The sequence below is a fragment of the Streptococcus oralis genome (assembly GCF_003943415.1).
GTDB lineage: Bacteria > Bacillota > Bacilli > Lactobacillales > Streptococcaceae > Streptococcus > Streptococcus oralis_BJ.
On the sequence record NZ_RJPK01000001.1, the window covers coordinates 305566 to 320945 of the forward strand.

General features: G+C 39.1%; 14 protein-coding genes. 8 read left to right on the forward strand and 6 right to left on the reverse strand.

Annotated elements, in window-relative coordinates; translation table 11 throughout:
- Positions 1 to 27: 27 nt before the first annotated feature.
- The 4 genes from D8801_RS01465 (at position 28) to ffh (ending at position 4630) form a co-directional block, all read left to right on the forward strand.
- Complete coding sequence (locus D8801_RS01465) at positions 28 to 1143, forward strand: AI-2E family transporter (protein WP_125847325.1); 1116 nt, start codon at positions 28 to 30, stop codon at positions 1141 to 1143.
- Between the two features lie 233 nt (positions 1144 to 1376).
- A complete protein-coding gene (gene tuf / locus D8801_RS01470; RefSeq protein ID WP_093585106.1) occupies positions 1377 to 2573 on the forward strand; it encodes an elongation factor Tu in 1197 nt (398 codons plus the stop codon).
- Positions 2574 to 2714: 141 nt separating this feature from the next.
- On the forward strand, positions 2715 to 3047 hold the full coding sequence (locus D8801_RS01475; protein ID WP_125847327.1) for a putative DNA-binding protein: 333 nt from the start codon (positions 2715 to 2717) through the stop codon (positions 3045 to 3047).
- A gap of 11 nt (positions 3048 to 3058) precedes the next feature.
- On the forward strand, positions 3059 to 4630 hold the full coding sequence (gene ffh, locus D8801_RS01480) for a signal recognition particle protein (RefSeq protein WP_061409165.1): 1572 nt from the start codon (positions 3059 to 3061) through the stop codon (positions 4628 to 4630).
- Positions 4631 to 4712: 82 nt separating this feature from the next.
- Here ffh and D8801_RS01485 read toward each other — a convergent pair whose 3' ends face one another.
- The 6 genes from D8801_RS01485 to guaA form a co-directional block, all read right to left on the reverse strand.
- Positions 4713 to 5711 carry a sensor histidine kinase gene (locus tag D8801_RS01485; RefSeq protein WP_125847329.1) on the reverse strand — a complete coding sequence of 333 codons (999 nt, stop codon included), beginning with the start codon at positions 5709 to 5711 and terminating at the stop codon, positions 4713 to 4715.
- Positions 5701 to 6384 (reverse strand): response regulator transcription factor, encoded by a 684-nt coding sequence (locus D8801_RS01490; RefSeq protein WP_125847331.1) that lies wholly within the window; start codon positions 6382 to 6384, stop codon positions 5701 to 5703. The genes D8801_RS01485 and D8801_RS01490 overlap by 11 nt, the downstream gene beginning before the upstream one ends.
- Before the next feature lie 32 nt (positions 6385 to 6416).
- The gene (locus tag D8801_RS01495) at positions 6417 to 8294 is read right to left on the reverse strand and encodes an ABC transporter permease (RefSeq protein ID WP_260468131.1); all 1878 of its coding nucleotides are present in this window, start codon (positions 8292 to 8294) and stop codon (positions 6417 to 6419) included.
- A gap of 166 nt (positions 8295 to 8460) precedes the next feature.
- Positions 8461 to 9234, reverse strand: coding sequence for an ABC transporter ATP-binding protein (locus D8801_RS01500; protein ID WP_125847335.1), 774 nt, complete (start codon positions 9232 to 9234; stop codon positions 8461 to 8463).
- A 510-nt stretch (positions 9235 to 9744) separates the two neighbouring features.
- Positions 9745 to 10518 (reverse strand): class I SAM-dependent methyltransferase, encoded by a 774-nt coding sequence (locus tag D8801_RS01515; protein ID WP_125847337.1) that lies wholly within the window; start codon positions 10516 to 10518, stop codon positions 9745 to 9747.
- 274 nt (positions 10519 to 10792) lie between these two features.
- Positions 10793 to 12355, reverse strand: coding sequence for a glutamine-hydrolyzing GMP synthase (guaA, locus tag D8801_RS01520; protein WP_125847339.1), 1563 nt, complete (start codon positions 12353 to 12355; stop codon positions 10793 to 10795).
- Positions 12356 to 12495: 140 nt separating this feature from the next.
- Here guaA and D8801_RS01525 point away from each other — a divergent pair, with 140 nt between their 5' ends.
- The 4 genes from D8801_RS01525 (at position 12496) to D8801_RS01540 (ending at position 15379) form a co-directional block, all read left to right on the forward strand.
- Entirely contained in the window at positions 12496 to 13194 is a 699-nt protein-coding gene (locus D8801_RS01525) for a GntR family transcriptional regulator (protein WP_125847341.1), read from the forward strand.
- A 137-nt stretch (positions 13195 to 13331) separates the two neighbouring features.
- The gene (locus D8801_RS01530; protein ID WP_000169099.1) at positions 13332 to 14618 is read left to right on the forward strand and encodes a peptidase U32 family protein; all 1287 of its coding nucleotides are present in this window, start codon (positions 13332 to 13334) and stop codon (positions 14616 to 14618) included.
- 14 nt (positions 14619 to 14632) lie between these two features.
- A complete protein-coding gene (locus D8801_RS01535; RefSeq protein ID WP_125847343.1) occupies positions 14633 to 14944 on the forward strand; it encodes a CHY zinc finger protein in 312 nt (103 codons plus the stop codon).
- Between the two features lie 234 nt (positions 14945 to 15178).
- A complete protein-coding gene (locus D8801_RS01540) occupies positions 15179 to 15379 on the forward strand; it encodes a F0F1 ATP synthase subunit C (RefSeq protein WP_001054552.1) in 201 nt (66 codons plus the stop codon).
- The last annotated feature ends 1 nt before the right edge of the window (position 15380 follow it).

A 15380-nucleotide genomic window follows, 5' to 3' on the forward strand; every position in this document is an offset into this window, starting at 1 on the left:
TGGTAAAATAAAAAGAAGGAGGCGCCTATGTTCCGTAGAAACAAGTTATTTTTTTGGACAGCTGAAATTTTACTATTAACTCTTATTTTCTACCTTTGGAGAGAGATGGGAGCGATTGTCACACCTTTTGTGATGGTAGCTAATACCATTATGATTCCATTTTTGCTCGGAGGATTTTTCTATTACCTGACAAATCCCATCGTAACATTTTTAGAAAAGAAATGTAAAGTCAATCGTTTGATAGGTGTGCTCATCACTCTTTGTGCCTTGATTGGTACAATAGTAGTAGGGGTAGTCTACTTGCTACCGATTTTGATCAATCAGTTGACAAGCTTGATTATTTCTAGCCAGAATATCTATAGCCGCTTGCAAGATTTGATATATGATTTATCAATGAATCCAATCTTTCAAAATATTGATATTCAAAAAACCATTCAACAGTTGAATTTATCTTACATTGATATTTTACAAAACATTCTCAACAGTGTGAGCAATAGTTTAGGCAGCGTTCTTTCAGCTTTGTTTAGTACTGTTTTGATTCTCATTATGACACCAGTCTTTTTGATTTATTTCTTACTTGATGGTCATAAGTTTCTTCCAATGTTGGAACGAACAGTCCTAAAACATGATAAATTAAACTTCTCCAGTCTATTGAAGAATTTGAACGCCACTATCGCACGTTATATCAGTGGGATTGCGATTGATGCTGTTATTATCGGATGTTTAGCTTATATTGGATACAGTACGATTGGTTTAAAATATGCTCTAGTCTTTGCCATTTTTTCTGGTTTGGCAAATCTGATTCCCTATGTTGGTCCAAGTATCGGTCTGATTCCTATGATTATTGCCAATGTCTTTACTGATCCGCACAGAGTTCTCATTGCAGTAATTTATATGCTGATTATTCAACAGGTGGACGGGAATATCCTCTACCCTCGTATCGTCGGAGGGGTTATGAAAGTTCATCCAATCACCATTCTGGTCCTTCTCTTACTTTCTAGCAATATTTATGGTGTTATCGGAATGATTGTAGCAGTGCCAACTTATTCTATCCTAAAAGAAATTACTAAGTTCTTGGCGAAATTATATGAAAATCATAAAGAAGCCCAAGAAAAAGAACAAGAAAAATCAGAATCAATCTAAAAATCAGGGAGACCTGATTTTTTTTGATAAAAAGACTTGAGGTTAGACTGGTCAAAAGTATTTTAAATGATTCTGTTGGAAAAGAATGGGAAATTATGAGATTTAGAATAATTCACAAAATGTGTGTAAAACACTTGCAATTTAGCTGAAATTTGATAAAATAGTAAGGAAAGTTAGACTGTATTGCCTACTGTCTATCTATAAAATATATTTTATTGGAGGCTTTTACTCAAATGGCAAAAGAAAAATACGATCGTAGTAAACCACACGTTAACATTGGTACTATCGGACACGTTGACCACGGTAAAACTACTTTGACTGCAGCTATCACAACTGTATTGGCACGTCGCTTGCCTTCAGCAGTTAACCAACCTAAAGACTATGCGTCTATCGATGCTGCTCCAGAAGAACGCGAACGCGGTATCACTATCAACACTGCGCACGTTGAGTACGAAACTGAAAAACGTCACTATGCCCACATCGACGCTCCAGGACACGCGGACTACGTTAAAAACATGATCACTGGTGCCGCTCAAATGGACGGAGCTATCCTTGTAGTAGCTTCAACTGACGGACCAATGCCACAAACTCGTGAGCACATCCTTCTTTCACGTCAGGTTGGTGTTAAACACCTTATCGTCTTCATGAACAAAATTGACTTGGTAGACGACGAAGAATTGCTTGAATTGGTTGAAATGGAAATCCGTGACCTCTTGTCAGAATACGACTTCCCAGGTGACGATCTTCCAGTTATCCAAGGTTCAGCTCTTAAAGCCCTTGAAGGTGACTCTAAGTACGAAGACATCATCATGGAATTGATGGCTACTGTTGATGAGTACATCCCAGAACCAGAACGTGACACAGACAAACCATTGCTTCTTCCAGTCGAAGACGTATTCTCAATCACTGGACGTGGTACAGTTGCTTCAGGACGTATCGATCGTGGTACTGTTCGTGTCAACGATGAAATCGAAATCGTTGGTATTAAAGAAGAAACTCAAAAAGCAGTTGTTACTGGTGTTGAAATGTTCCGTAAACAACTTGACGAAGGTCTTGCTGGAGATAACGTAGGTGTCCTTCTTCGTGGTGTTCAACGTGACGAAATCGAACGTGGACAAGTTATCGCTAAACCAGGTTCAATCAACCCACACACTAAATTCAAAGGTGAAGTTTACATCCTTACTAAAGAAGAAGGTGGACGTCACACTCCATTCTTCAACAACTACCGTCCACAATTCTACTTCCGTACTACTGACGTTACAGGTTCAATCGAACTTCCAGCAGGTACTGAAATGGTAATGCCTGGTGATAACGTGACTATCGACGTTGAGTTGATCCACCCAATCGCCGTAGAACAAGGTACTACATTCTCTATCCGTGAGGGTGGACGTACTGTTGGTTCAGGTATGGTTACAGAAATCGAAGCTTAATTCGATTTAGTTCCCAGAAGAACAATTATTTAAGTCAGACACTAAAAGAATCTTGCTTTGCAAGGTTCTTTTTTTGTTCTTGCTCCATTTGAAGTGATTCTACTCTAGCAGTATAATCGTTTTTTTGGTATAATAAAAGTTATGGAAATCGAAAAAACCAATCGCATGAATGCGCTTTTTGAATTTTATGCTGCGCTTTTGACAGATAAGCAGATGAATTATATTGAACTCTACTATGCAGATGATTACAGTCTTGCGGAGATTGCTGAAGAGTTCGGTGTCAGTCGTCAGGCTGTCTATGATAATATCAAGCGGACGGAAAAGATTCTAGAAGATTATGAGATGAAACTGCACATGTATTCGGACTACATTGTTCGCGGTCAGATTTTTGACCAGATCTTGGAGCGTTATCCCAAGGATGAATTTCTGCAGGAGCAAATAGAAATTTTAACAAGCATTGATGATAGAGAATAAGAGGAAGAAAAATGGCATTTGAAAGTTTAACGGAACGTTTGCAGAACGTCTTTAAAAATCTACGTAAAAAAGGAAAAATCTCTGAGGCTGATGTCCAAGAAGCAACCAAAGAGATTCGCTTGGCCTTGCTGGAAGCCGACGTTGCTTTGCCAGTTGTAAAGGACTTTATCAAGAAGGTTCGTGAACGTGCAGTCGGACACGAGGTCATTGATACCCTTAATCCAGCACAACAGATTATCAAAATCGTTGATGAGGAATTGACAGCCATTTTAGGATCTGATACGGCTGAGATTATCAAGTCACCTAAGATTCCTACGATTATCATGATGGTCGGTTTGCAAGGAGCTGGTAAAACGACCTTTGCTGGTAAGCTGGCTAATAAACTCAAGAAGGAAGAAAATGCTCGTCCTTTGATGATTGCGGCGGATATTTATCGTCCAGCAGCCATCGATCAGCTGAAAACACTTGGACAGCAGATAGATGTGCCTGTCTTTGCACTTGGAACAGAGGTTCCGGCTGTTGAGATTGTTCGTCAAGGTTTGGAGCAAGCTCAAGCCAATCACAACGACTATGTCTTGATTGATACGGCAGGGCGTTTGCAGATTGATGAACTCTTGATGAATGAGCTTCGTGATGTTAAGGCCTTGGCTCAACCAAACGAAATCCTGCTTGTCATTGATGCCATGATCGGTCAGGAAGCGGCCAATGTCGCCCGTGAGTTTAATGCTCAGTTAGAAGTGACTGGTGTTATCCTTACCAAGATTGATGGGGATACTCGTGGTGGTGCAGCTCTATCTGTTCGTCACATCACTGGAAAACCAATCAAGTTCACTGGTACTGGTGAAAAAATCACGGATATTGAAACCTTCCATCCAGATCGTATGTCAAGCCGTATCCTTGGTATGGGGGATATGCTGACCTTGATCGAGAAAGCTTCTCAGGAATACGATGAGCAAAAAGCCCTTGAAATGGCTGAGAAGATGCGTGAAAACACCTTTGATTTCAATGATTTCATTGATCAATTGGATCAGGTGCAAAATATGGGTCCGATGGAAGACTTGCTCAAGATGATTCCAGGTATGGCTAACAATCCAGCCCTTCAAAATATGAAGGTGGATGAGCGCCAGATTGCTCGCAAACGTGCCATCGTATCTTCGATGACACCTGAAGAGCGTGAAAATCCTGATTTGTTAAATCCAAGTCGCCGTCGACGTATCGCTGCAGGTTCTGGGAATACCTTTGTCGAAGTCAATAAATTTATCAAGGACTTTAATCAGGCTAAACAGCTCATGCAAGGTGTCATGTCTGGAGATATGAACAAAATGATGAAGCAGATGGGAATCAATCCAAACAATCTTCCAAAAAACATGCCAAATATGGGAGGAATGGATATGTCTGCCCTTGAAGGCATGATGGGACAAGGTGGTATGCCTGATATGTCAGCTCTAGGAGGAGCAGGAATGCCAGATATGAGCCAGATGTTTGGTGGTGGACTCAAAGGTAAAATCGGCGAATTTGCTATGAAACAGTCTATGAAACGTATGGCCAACAAAATGAAAAAAGCTAAGAAGAAACGCAAATAAAAAGGGAAGCAGAAGTGCTTTCCTTTTTTATATAAAATATGTGCTTTCTATGATTAGGCAATTTTCTTAATCGAAAAATTGACTAAATAGAAAGAGTGATTTCAAACCCTTGCATCCATTCGGAATTTACTGTGATTTCGATTTTTAAAGCATCTGCTAATTGTTTGACCAGATAGAGGCCCATGCCTGTTGATTTTTTCCTTGTATCACCTGAATCACCTGTAAATCCTTTTTCAAAGATATGAGGGAGGTCGCAAGCTTTAACTCCGCAGCCATTATCCCTAATAATCAGACTTGTGCGCTCCTTATCCTTTGACATAGAAATACTGAGTTCGGGCTTGTCAGAGCTATATTTAAGGGCATTGGCGAGAATTTGAGAGAGGATAAATTCAAAACTGCGTTGATCGGTGTAGCAGGTGCTTTGTATGTTTTCTAACTTAATCGTAAAATTCTTTTCTTTGAGCAAGGGATCAAAGTTTTCCAAAAGTTTCTGAATACACTCTTGTAGGTCAAGGTCTTCAAATAGAAAATCATTTTTCTCACTTTTCACCCTGTAGTAGAATAGGATCTGCGATACATTTTCTTGGATTTGATTTCTCACATAGTCCAACTTAAAAGCTGTATCCTTCGGCAACTGGTCGCTTTGATTGTCTAAAAGGAGAGAAAGAAGTGATAGAGGGAGTTTAATCTCATGTGCCCATTTTTCAACATAGTCCTCATACTCGGCTAGTAATGAGTTGAGCTTTCCTATTTCAGCTTGCTTTTGATAAAGTATATCTGCCATTTTTTCAATGCTTTCTTTCTCTGAGGCACTTGATAAATGCAATAATTCCAGCTCAGTATCGACCTTGGGATTGGCTATGAAGGCTTTATAGGCAGCGGATTTTTTTCTTTCTTTTCTTATAAGTAGAAATGATAGGATGAAAAAGAGCAGGACGGTGGCTAAAATATAGAGAAGGATGAGGGCTTGAAACATTCTCACATCTGAAAGCCAAAGCAGAATTGCTGTAAATAGATCAAATGCTAAGAGAACAAGTAACCAAGGCAGATAGGCAGCTAGATATTTTAGATTAGGTTTCATCTGGACTTACCTCTTCTAGCTTGTAACCAATACCTCTGACGGACTTAACTTGAAGGGCAATACCAGCCTGTTTCATCACCTTTTTCAGCCTTGCAATATTTACTTGTAGGGCATTTTCATCGATGAACTCAGTTGTATTCCACAGTTTCATGCTTAGTTCTTCTTTTGTGACGACAGAATCAGTTGCCACTAATAAGGTTTCTAACAATTTCCCTTGATTTTGGGGTAGTAAAATCGAATGTCCGTTGATATAAAGGGTATAGGTCTGTCTATCCAGCAGAAAATTATCTTTTTCAAGTAGATTTTGTCTGCCTTCATAGCGTTTCAAGATATTTTCTATACGTGCCAAGAATCTTTCTTTTTTGAAAGGTTTTGTTAGGTACTCATCTGCCCCTAATTTTAGGGCGTAGATCTCATCTTTTAGTTGTTCACGGGAGGTGAGAACCAATATAGGCACAGAGCATTTTGACTTGAGATTTTTACAAATTTGAAAACCTGTTTCTCCTGGCAAATTCAAATCCAGTATGATTAGATCTGTATCGTATTGCAGCACTTGCTGGCTTGTTTCTTTGAAGTCAGTCAACTTATCAACTTGATAACCTGCTTTCTCTAACAAGATAACAATTTCATCTCGAATCAAGGCTTCATCTTCAATTACCAGAATATGCTTCATATCGGTTCCTCCTTTTTCTAATTTATTCTACCTTATTCATCTCTTTTGGGTTCCATTAAGGACAATAAGTACTTGTTGCTATTTTTCTTTACAATTCTGATATAGATGACTTCAAAGCCTGCTAAGAGCAGTACTATCAGCATGGCTGTGATAAATTTCTGTCCCATGACCATTCTTGCACTAGCTGGTACTATTCCTGTGAGGAGGGAGCTCACTCCAAAGCTACTACTGATAAGTGCAAGGGCTATTGGCAGACCGAAATACCAATTGATTTGCTTTTCTGACGATTTACAAAGAGTTTCGTAGTTGGCTCCAAGATGGATCAAGGTTTGGTATCGTCTGTAGGATTGTCTCTGACCCATCAAAAATTGAACGCCAATGATTGTATTTGCCACAACAAGGAAGATGATAGCTAGATAGATAGTGATATAGCTGGCAGAGATAATGTAAAATAGTTGTCTTCCCATATTTTGTATATAGCTTTCATAGCCAAGAGAGGTTTGATTTAGCTTTTCATTGGTATCTGAGATAGCTCTCATCAAGCCTTTTTCCTTGACCAGCTCAGGAGCCAAGATACCGCTGACATAGTTCGAATAGTGACCATCTGTATAGCTCATAAAGGTCTCATCTGGGACTATGAGGGCAACAGAGAGGGTGATCTCACGATCCGTTACGATTGGCAAAGACTCCACCTCTCCAATCAATTTTACATCATTTTCCATGACTTTGATTTGAGGCTTTGTCTTTAGGACAGAGTTGACGAGACTTTCATCTGGCAGAAAATCTTTCCCCATATACAAATATGCTTCCTTACTAGTTAATTCTAGAGGAGGGAGATTGGCAGCCTTTCTAAGTTCATTGTATTCGGAAACAGGCATGAGGTGGGAATTAGTAGACTGTTTAAATTTATGGAGCAAAATTTCCTTGTTCTTGCTGTCTTTTTGCTTTTTCAACTCCTTGATGACCTCTTCGAAGGACACGGACTTGTGTTCTTTAGGTGTGCCTACTTTGATTTGCAGAATCTTTGAAAACTGTGATACTAGTCCGGCATCTTCAAGCTCTTTTTTAACTGCATTTACATCAAGATTTTCATCTGTTTCCTGCTTGCTATCTCTAAATGTATAATCCAATACGTGGGTTTGATTGCCTGAATTGCCACTTGCAATAGCAACACCTGCTCCAAAGAGGCACAAGGCAGAGAAGATTAAGAGGGAGCAGACAGCCAGTATAGTTGAGCGCTGGATAACTAATTCCTGAATCTGTCTAAAATTATAGGCATGAAGTTTTCGATTGTTTCCAAGTTTGACCAAAAAGTCTATAAATAAACGCATACCAAAGAAGAGTAGGATAGTTCCCAGAGTTCCTAAGAGAACGGTGATGCCCATGGTTATGACACTCTCCCAAGCTCGTCCACTCATACCCATGTAATAGGCTGTTCCTAGAAGCAAAATTCCGAGGACAGAAGCAAGAAGGTACACACCCTTTGGGAGTAGTTTTTTCATCCCAGAAGGAGAATAGGATAGCAGGTTTCCGATTTCCTTATTGGCCGTCTTTGCACTTAAAAGGACAAAGACAGCTAATTTGACGGCTAGGAAGCCGATGACTGTATAGAGTAGAGCTGTAGTAGATAGAGAAAATTGATGCTCAATAATCCCTAGCCCCACAATTTTAGCGGTTATTAGGCTAATCAGTTCTGAAATTAAGATGGAAATAGGAAGGCCTATTCCAAGGGCAAGGACACTATTTCTCAAATCCTCGAGCAGAAGTAGCAAGAACAGTTTGCTTCTTCGCATTCCCAGTGTGAGATAGACACCAAATTCATGTTTTCTCCTTTCCATCTGCATACTGCTTGCGAAGTAGACTAGAAAAAAGAGAATAAAGAGTGTTGCTACATAAAGAATGGGAATCATGCTAAAAAGTTTATCTACAGCATGACTCTCTATTTGTTTTAGAAATACCATCACATCTTGATGAGACAAAGAAAGGATGATGTAAAAGGAGATGATAGAAAGAACCATGGAACTGAAATACAAGCCATTATTCTTTCGATCCCTCTTGCTGTTTCTTGAAATTAATTTAGAAAACATTGCCATCACCTCCAGCCAGCGTAGCCATGACCTTTAGTATTCTGTGGTAAAAATCTTCCTGACTCTCTCTTGGATAATCGCGTCGGATTTCATGGAATAGTTTTCCATCTTGGATAAACAAGATGCGGTTGCAAAAGCTGGCAGCGATGGAATCGTGAGTCACCATAAGAATGGTGGTCTCTTCCAATTGATTCATTTCAGCTAATTTTTGCATCAAAATGGTCGCATTTTTTGAATCCAAAGCTCCTGTGGGCTCATCTGCAAATACAATCTTAGGGTCTAAAATCAAAGCACGCGCAGCAGCCACCCTTTGCCGTTGACCACCTGATAATTGAGAAGGGAACTTATCCAGAAGTTCAGAAATATCCAGATATTGGGAAAGTAATTCTAACCGAACCTTGCTTTCGTTGGCATCTACCTTGTGCAAAGACAAGGGAAGTAAAATATTTTCTTTGGCTGTCAGATTGTCCAAAAGCTCAAAATTCTGAAAGAGGTAGCCGATTTCCTTACCACGATAATCAGCTAACTGACTACCTTTTAACTGACCTAAGTCCTTTTCTTGCATTTGAATGGACCCGTCAGTTGGCTTGATGATAGTGGCGAGACAGTTAAGAAGGGTTGTTTTCCCAGATCCACTACTCCCCATAATCCCTAAGAACTCACCTTTGACAACTTGAAAAGATATACCGTTCAAGGCCTTGGTGATATTCGGCTCTTTTCCATAATGCTTTTTTAATGATTCTACTCGTAAAATTGTTTCCATGTGAAACACCTCCATCTTTTGTTACTTTCATTATAGTATGAATCAGAGTAGAATAACACTTACGGATGATGTAAGAAATCTTTATCGCTGACTTTTATAGTCAGGTTATTGGACTTGTACTTATTATATTATATCATGGTTTTAGGGATTTAAAAAGGGAGTCTCGGAAGATACTCCAATTTAAAAGCAAATGCTATGAGAGAAGAAGTAACCAGAATGGCTGGAAAAGTAGTGGTGAGTGATAATAATATCAGAAAGAGTAAATTTAATTACAATCAGTATATTAAAAAGATTCGATCTAAAGTTTTGTCTGACTAATGAGGTCGATCTGATTAAACTTTTGATTCCTAATAATTCAAAAAATGTTGAAATAGAAATTTCATTTTCTCCCTTTCAAATCTAAAAAGTTGAGATTTTGATATAGAATCAGCTATAGCATGCTTAAAGAATATTCGATTAATTTTCTAAAATATCGAAAAGCTCTCTGTAATGTTTCACAATTTAGTCCCCTTAATTTTCTTTTCGAGCTATAAACATGCCATATTCTTTAGGAATGACTAACACACCATTATTAAACTCCCTTTCCAATCTTTTACGAATAATTCCCTCTTCTAGTGAACCTATTTCTGAAATTCCTTTCAAGGATTGAATATATTGAACTAGATCGTCTATACTTGTTACCTGTAGCTCGTCATCATAAATTAATTTTTCCACAGTGTCAAAATGCCTATTTAAATAAGTCTTTCCATTTTGTAAAGTAAAAGTTTTATTTTCTAAATCTTGAACAACCTCATCTTTAAATAAGCTTGCCAAATAATCTACAACCCCATTTTCACCAAATGTAGCACAATAAAAAATGCCCCCGTTTTTTAAAACTCTATTCACTTCAGAGAGAGCTTTAGGAATGTCATTTACATGATGTAGAAGCATATTAGCAATAACAATATCAAACGTTTCTTTCTCAAAAGAAACATTTTGGATATCCATTATTTCATAATTGACATTGTCTCTATTTCCAATCACTGCCCTAGTAGTTTCTACCATGTCACTAGAAAAATCCGTAATTACCAATTGCTTCATCTTGTTTATAGAATCAAGATTACTTTTCCACAGTTCTCCTGTGCCGCATCCCAATTCTAGAACGTTAATTTCATCGGTAATTTGGTAGTTAGAAAAAATCCAATTATTAAAGCCCAATTTATTTTTTGAATACTTCTTATGTAGTTTTACTCTAATGTCAAGATTATCTTGTTTTGCATATTGTTCAATTACTCTATTAATCATTTTAAATTACCTCCACTTTATAATTTGACATTATATCACAAAAATAAAGGTAGCGTAAAATAAGTTGTATAAATACAAAAAGGAATAAATCAGTTATAGTAGAGTTGCAACACATTACTAGAAAGAGATTCATTACTATAACTCAGTTTACCACATATTCTCCAACGTATAAAAGCTGAGTATAGTTTAGAGGAAGAATTTTAGTATTTGTTGTTAAAGCAAAATAAAAAGCCTTAGAAATATTGATTTCTAGGGCTTTTTTAGCTCATTAACTCTATTCCCACTCAACGGTTGCAGGTGGTTTACTTGTGATATCGTAGACGATACGGTTAACGTGGTCGACTTCATTAACGATACGAACAGAGATTTTTTGAAGGACTTCCCAAGGAATTTTGGCAAAGTCAGCAGTCATACCATCGATAGAGGTGATAGCACGAATGGCAATTGTATAGTCATATGTACGACCATCACCCATAACACCGACTGAACGAACGCCTGTGTTGACAGTGAAGTATTGCCAGATATCACGGTCAAGTCCTGCTTTAGCGATTTCTTCACGAAGGATTGCGTCTGATTCACGGACTGTTTCAAGTTTTTCTTCAGTGATTTCACCCATGACACGGATAGCAAGTCCTGGTCCAGGGAATGGTTGACGCCATACGATGTGGTCTGGCATACCAAGCTCCGTTCCGAGAGCGCGAACTTCATCCTTATAAAGGGTGTTGAGTGGCTCGATAAGTTCGAACTGCATGTCTTCTGGAAGACCACCTACGTTGTGGTGTGACTTGATGGTTTGAGCTGTATCAGTTCCAGACTCAATCACGTCAGTGTAAAGTGTTCCTTGGGCAAGGAATTTCACATCTTTGAGCTTGCTTGCTTCATCATCAAAGACATAAACAAACTCGTTACCGATGATTTTCCGTTTTTGCTCTGGATCAGATACGCCTGCAAGTTTATCAAGGAAACGTTTAGCAGCATCTGCTTTGACGATGTTCAAACCAAACTTACCACCAAGCATCTCCATAACTTGGTCTGCTTCCCCTTTACGGAGAAGACCGTGGTCTACAAAGATACAGATCAATTGATCGCCGATTGCTTTCTGAAGAAGAACGCCAACGACAGAAGAGTCAACACCACCAGATAGACCGAGAAGGACACGTTTATCACCGACTGTCTCACGGATTTTCTTGATCTGCATGTCGATGAAGTTGTCCATTGACCAGTCACCCTTAGCTTTACAGATGTTAAGGGCAAAGTTGCGAAGGATATCATTTCCATAGACAGAATGGCGAACCTCTGGGTGGAATTGGATACCATAGATGTGCTTATCAGGGTTTTCAATAGCTGCATAAGGACAGTCAGCGGAAGTTCCTGTACGGACAAAGTCAGCAGGGATTTCAGTAACCGCATCACCGTGGCTCATCAGAACAATCTGTTCTTCAGGAGTCCCTTCAAAGAGGGCAGAAGTGGTATGAGTAAGTGGGGATTGACCATACTCGCGGTTTCCAGCATCACCTGCTGGGACAACCTTACCTCCAAGTTTGTGAGTAAGAAGTTGCATACCATAGCAAATTCCCAAAATTGGAATCCCAAGTTCAAAAATTTCTGGGTCAATATCAAATGAACCCTCTTCATAAACAGAATTTGGTCCACCTGAGAGAATGATTCCTACAGGGTTAATGGCACGAACCTCTGCAGCTGAAATTTTATGGCTTTTTAACTCTGAAAAAACACCAATTTCACGGATACGGCGTGAAATTAGCTGGTTGTATTGGCTACCATAGTCCAGTACGATGATTTTTTCGACATCTTGCAAATCAGTTGAAATGTTGCTCATCTTTTTCCTTTCTCAAAAGAAATATCTTTTTCAATATTTTATCACAAATGAGGGCGAATTACCAACTAAACAAGGCAAAGTTTGACTTTTTCTAATTAAATACGGTACAATAGAGAAAATAGAGAAAAGAAGTGAAAAGCATGTTACCAGCTTATATGAAAATCCACGATCAGATAAAAAAAGATATCGACGAGCATTGTTGGAAGATAGGAGAAAGGCTTCCAAGTGAACGGGATCTTGCAGACCAGTTTCAAGTTAGTCGGATGACCTTGCGACAAGCCATCTCTCTCTTGGTTGAGGAGGGAGTTTTGGAGCGTCGTGTAGGAAGCGGAACCTTTGTTTCTAGCACTCGAGTTCAAGAAAAAATGCGTGGAACCACTAGTTTTACGGAGATTGTCAAAGCCCAAGGAAAGGTTCCTTCTAGTCAGCTGATTTCTTATAGGAGAACCATTCCCAACGAGCAGGAAGTGGCAAAGCTGGGTATCTCACCAACTGAAAATATCATCCGTATGGAACGAGTGCGTTACGCTGATCAAGTTCCGCTTGTTTATGAAGTGGCTTCTATCCCCGAAAAGTTTATTAAGAATTTTAAAAAAGAAGAAGTAACCAGTCATTTCTTTCAGACCTTGCAAGAACATGATTACCGAATTGGAAAATCCCAACAGACCATTTATGCGAGATTGGCTAAGGAAAAGATTGCCCATTACTTAGGAATCGAAAAAGGACATGCCATTTTAGCCTTGACTCAGGTCTCTTATCTTGAAGATGGGACGGCTTTTGAATATGTAAAGAGTCAATACGTGGGTGAACGCTTTGAGTTTTATCTTGAAAATAACTAGTCTCAGAAGACTAGTTTTTAGTTTTTAAAAAAGATTAGAATTGTCAAAACAATCTGTCTAGACTTGATTTTATCCATTATTTACTATAAAATGGGAAGGAAAAACGTCAAACTTTTATATTGCAAATAGGAGAAAAAATGACAAAAACATTAAAACGTCCTGAGGTTTTATCACCTGCAGGGACTTTAGAGAAGCTAAAAGTAGCTGTTCAATATGGTGCGGACGCAGTCTTCATCGGTGGACAGGCCTATGGTCTTCGTAGCCGTGCAGGAAACTTCACCTTTGAACAGATGGAAGAAGGCGTGCAGTTTGCTGCTAAGTACGGTGCCAAGGTCTATGTGGCTGCTAACATGGTTATGCACGAAGGAAATGAAGCCGGTGCTGGAGAGTGGTTCCGTAAGTTACGTGACATCGGGATTGCGGCCGTAATCGTATCAGATCCAGCCTTAATCATGATTGCAGCAACAGAAGCACCAGGTCTTGAAATACACCTCTCTACCCAGGCCAGTGCCACTAACTATGAAACTCTTGAGTTCTGGAAAGAACTTGGTTTAACTCGTGTGGTTTTGGCTCGTGAAGTTTCAATGGAAGAATTGGCAGAGATTCGCAAACGTACAGATGTTGAGATTGAGGCTTTTGTCCATGGAGCCATGTGTATTTCTTATTCAGGTCGCTGTACGCTTTCAAACCACATGAGTATGCGTGATGCTAACCGTGGGGGCTGTTCTCAGTCTTGCCGTTGGAAATACGACCTCTACGATATGCCCTTTGGCCAAGAACGTAAGAGTCTTAAAGGTGAAATCCCAGAAGAATTTTCGATGTCTGCCGTTGATATGTCTATGATTGACCATATCCCAGATATGATTGAAAATGGTGTAGACAGTCTCAAGATCGAAGGTCGAATGAAGTCTATTCACTATGTTTCAACAGTAACAAACTGCTACAAGGCAGCTGTGGATGCCTATCTTGAAAGTCCTGAAAAGTTTGAAGCCATCAAACAAGACTTGGTGGATGAGATGTGGAAGGTTGCCCAACGTGAATTGGCAACAGGATTCTACTATGGTACGCCGTCTGAGAATGAGCAGTTATTTGGTGCTCGCCGTAAGATTCCTGAGTACAAGTTTGTCGCTGAAGTCGTTTCTTATGATGATGCGACCCAAACAGCGACCATTCGTCAACGGAACGTAATCAATGAAGGTGACCAAGTTGAGTTTTACGGACCAGGTTTCCGTCATTTTGAAACCTATATCGAAGATCTTCATGATTCTAAAGGCAATAAAATCGACCGCGCTCCAAATCCAATGGAACTCTTGACGATCAAGGTTCCACAACCTGTGCAAGCAGGTGACATGGTCCGTGCTCTCAAGGAAGGGCTCATTAACCTCTATAAGGAAGACGGGACAAGCGTTACAGTTCGTGCTTAGATAAGGAAAAGTGAATGATTCAAGCTCATGGTTTATTGGTAGATGATGAAAGCAGGTGTGTTCACTACCATAGTGTAAAGGATATCGTTTCCCTTCAGTGTTATGAATGCAGGAAATACTACGCTTGCTATCAGTGTCACAATGCTATGGAGACGCATATGTTTTCGCCCTATCCCTTGACGCTTTCTGAGGATCGACCGATCTTATGTGGGGTTTGTAAGAGGACAATGACTTTTCAAGAATACCAAAAACAGGTAGCTTGTCCTTATTGTAGCGCTCCATTTAATCCAGGTTGTAAACAACATCATTCATTTTATTTTAAATAGACAAAAATAGATCCAAGTTTTTAAGCTTGGGTCTTTTATTTTGCTTCAGAAACCTTAGTAAAAATACGGAATTTCTTATGGAAACAGGTTAAAAATTTCTATACAATCGTACTAAAAATAGTAAAATTAGAAATAAATTATCTGAAACGCTTTCAATGTTAGTAAAAAGTTGACAAAAACAAATTTTAGGACTAAACTAAGTAAGTAAATTTAAATAAAAAAGGAGAATTCATCATGAATTTAACATTTTTCGGTCTTTGTCTTGCCTGTATGGGTGTATCCCTTGCAGAAGGATTTTTGATGAACGGTTTGTTCAAATCAGCAGCTCGCCAACCAGACATCATTCCACAATTGCGTAGCTTGATGATCATGGGGATTGCCTTTATTGAAGGAACTTTCTTTGTAACTCTTGTCTTTTCATTTATCATCAAATAAA

Excerpts from the sequence above, each read along its gene's own strand:
- D8801_RS01465 (WP_125847325.1), top strand. The coding sequence starts at position 28 with ATGTTCCGTAGAAACAAGTTATTTTTTTGGACAGCTGAAATTTTACTA.
- tuf (WP_093585106.1), top strand. The coding sequence starts at position 1,377 with ATGGCAAAAGAAAAATACGATCGTAGTAAACCACACGTTAACATTGGT.
- D8801_RS01475 (WP_125847327.1), top strand. The coding sequence starts at position 2,715 with ATGGAAATCGAAAAAACCAATCGCATGAATGCGCTTTTTGAATTTTAT.
- ffh (WP_061409165.1), top strand. The coding sequence starts at position 3,059 with ATGGCATTTGAAAGTTTAACGGAACGTTTGCAGAACGTCTTTAAAAAT.
- D8801_RS01485 (WP_125847329.1), bottom strand. The coding sequence starts at position 5,711 with ATGAAACCTAATCTAAAATATCTAGCTGCCTATCTGCCTTGGTTACTT.
- D8801_RS01490 (WP_125847331.1), bottom strand. The coding sequence starts at position 6,384 with ATGAAGCATATTCTGGTAATTGAAGATGAAGCCTTGATTCGAGATGAA.
- D8801_RS01495 (WP_260468131.1), bottom strand. The coding sequence starts at position 8,294 with ATGATTCCCATTCTTTATGTAGCAACACTCTTTATTCTCTTTTTTCTA.
- D8801_RS01500 (WP_125847335.1), bottom strand. The coding sequence starts at position 9,234 with ATGGAAACAATTTTACGAGTAGAATCATTAAAAAAGCATTATGGAAAA.
- D8801_RS01515 (WP_125847337.1), bottom strand. The coding sequence starts at position 10,518 with ATGATTAATAGAGTAATTGAACAATATGCAAAACAAGATAATCTTGAC.
- guaA (WP_125847339.1), bottom strand. The coding sequence starts at position 12,355 with ATGAGCAACATTTCAACTGATTTGCAAGATGTCGAAAAAATCATCGTA.
- D8801_RS01525 (WP_125847341.1), top strand. The coding sequence starts at position 12,496 with ATGTTACCAGCTTATATGAAAATCCACGATCAGATAAAAAAAGATATC.
- D8801_RS01530 (WP_000169099.1), top strand. The coding sequence starts at position 13,332 with ATGACAAAAACATTAAAACGTCCTGAGGTTTTATCACCTGCAGGGACT.
- D8801_RS01535 (WP_125847343.1), top strand. The coding sequence starts at position 14,633 with ATGATTCAAGCTCATGGTTTATTGGTAGATGATGAAAGCAGGTGTGTT.
- D8801_RS01540 (WP_001054552.1), top strand. The coding sequence starts at position 15,179 with ATGAATTTAACATTTTTCGGTCTTTGTCTTGCCTGTATGGGTGTATCC.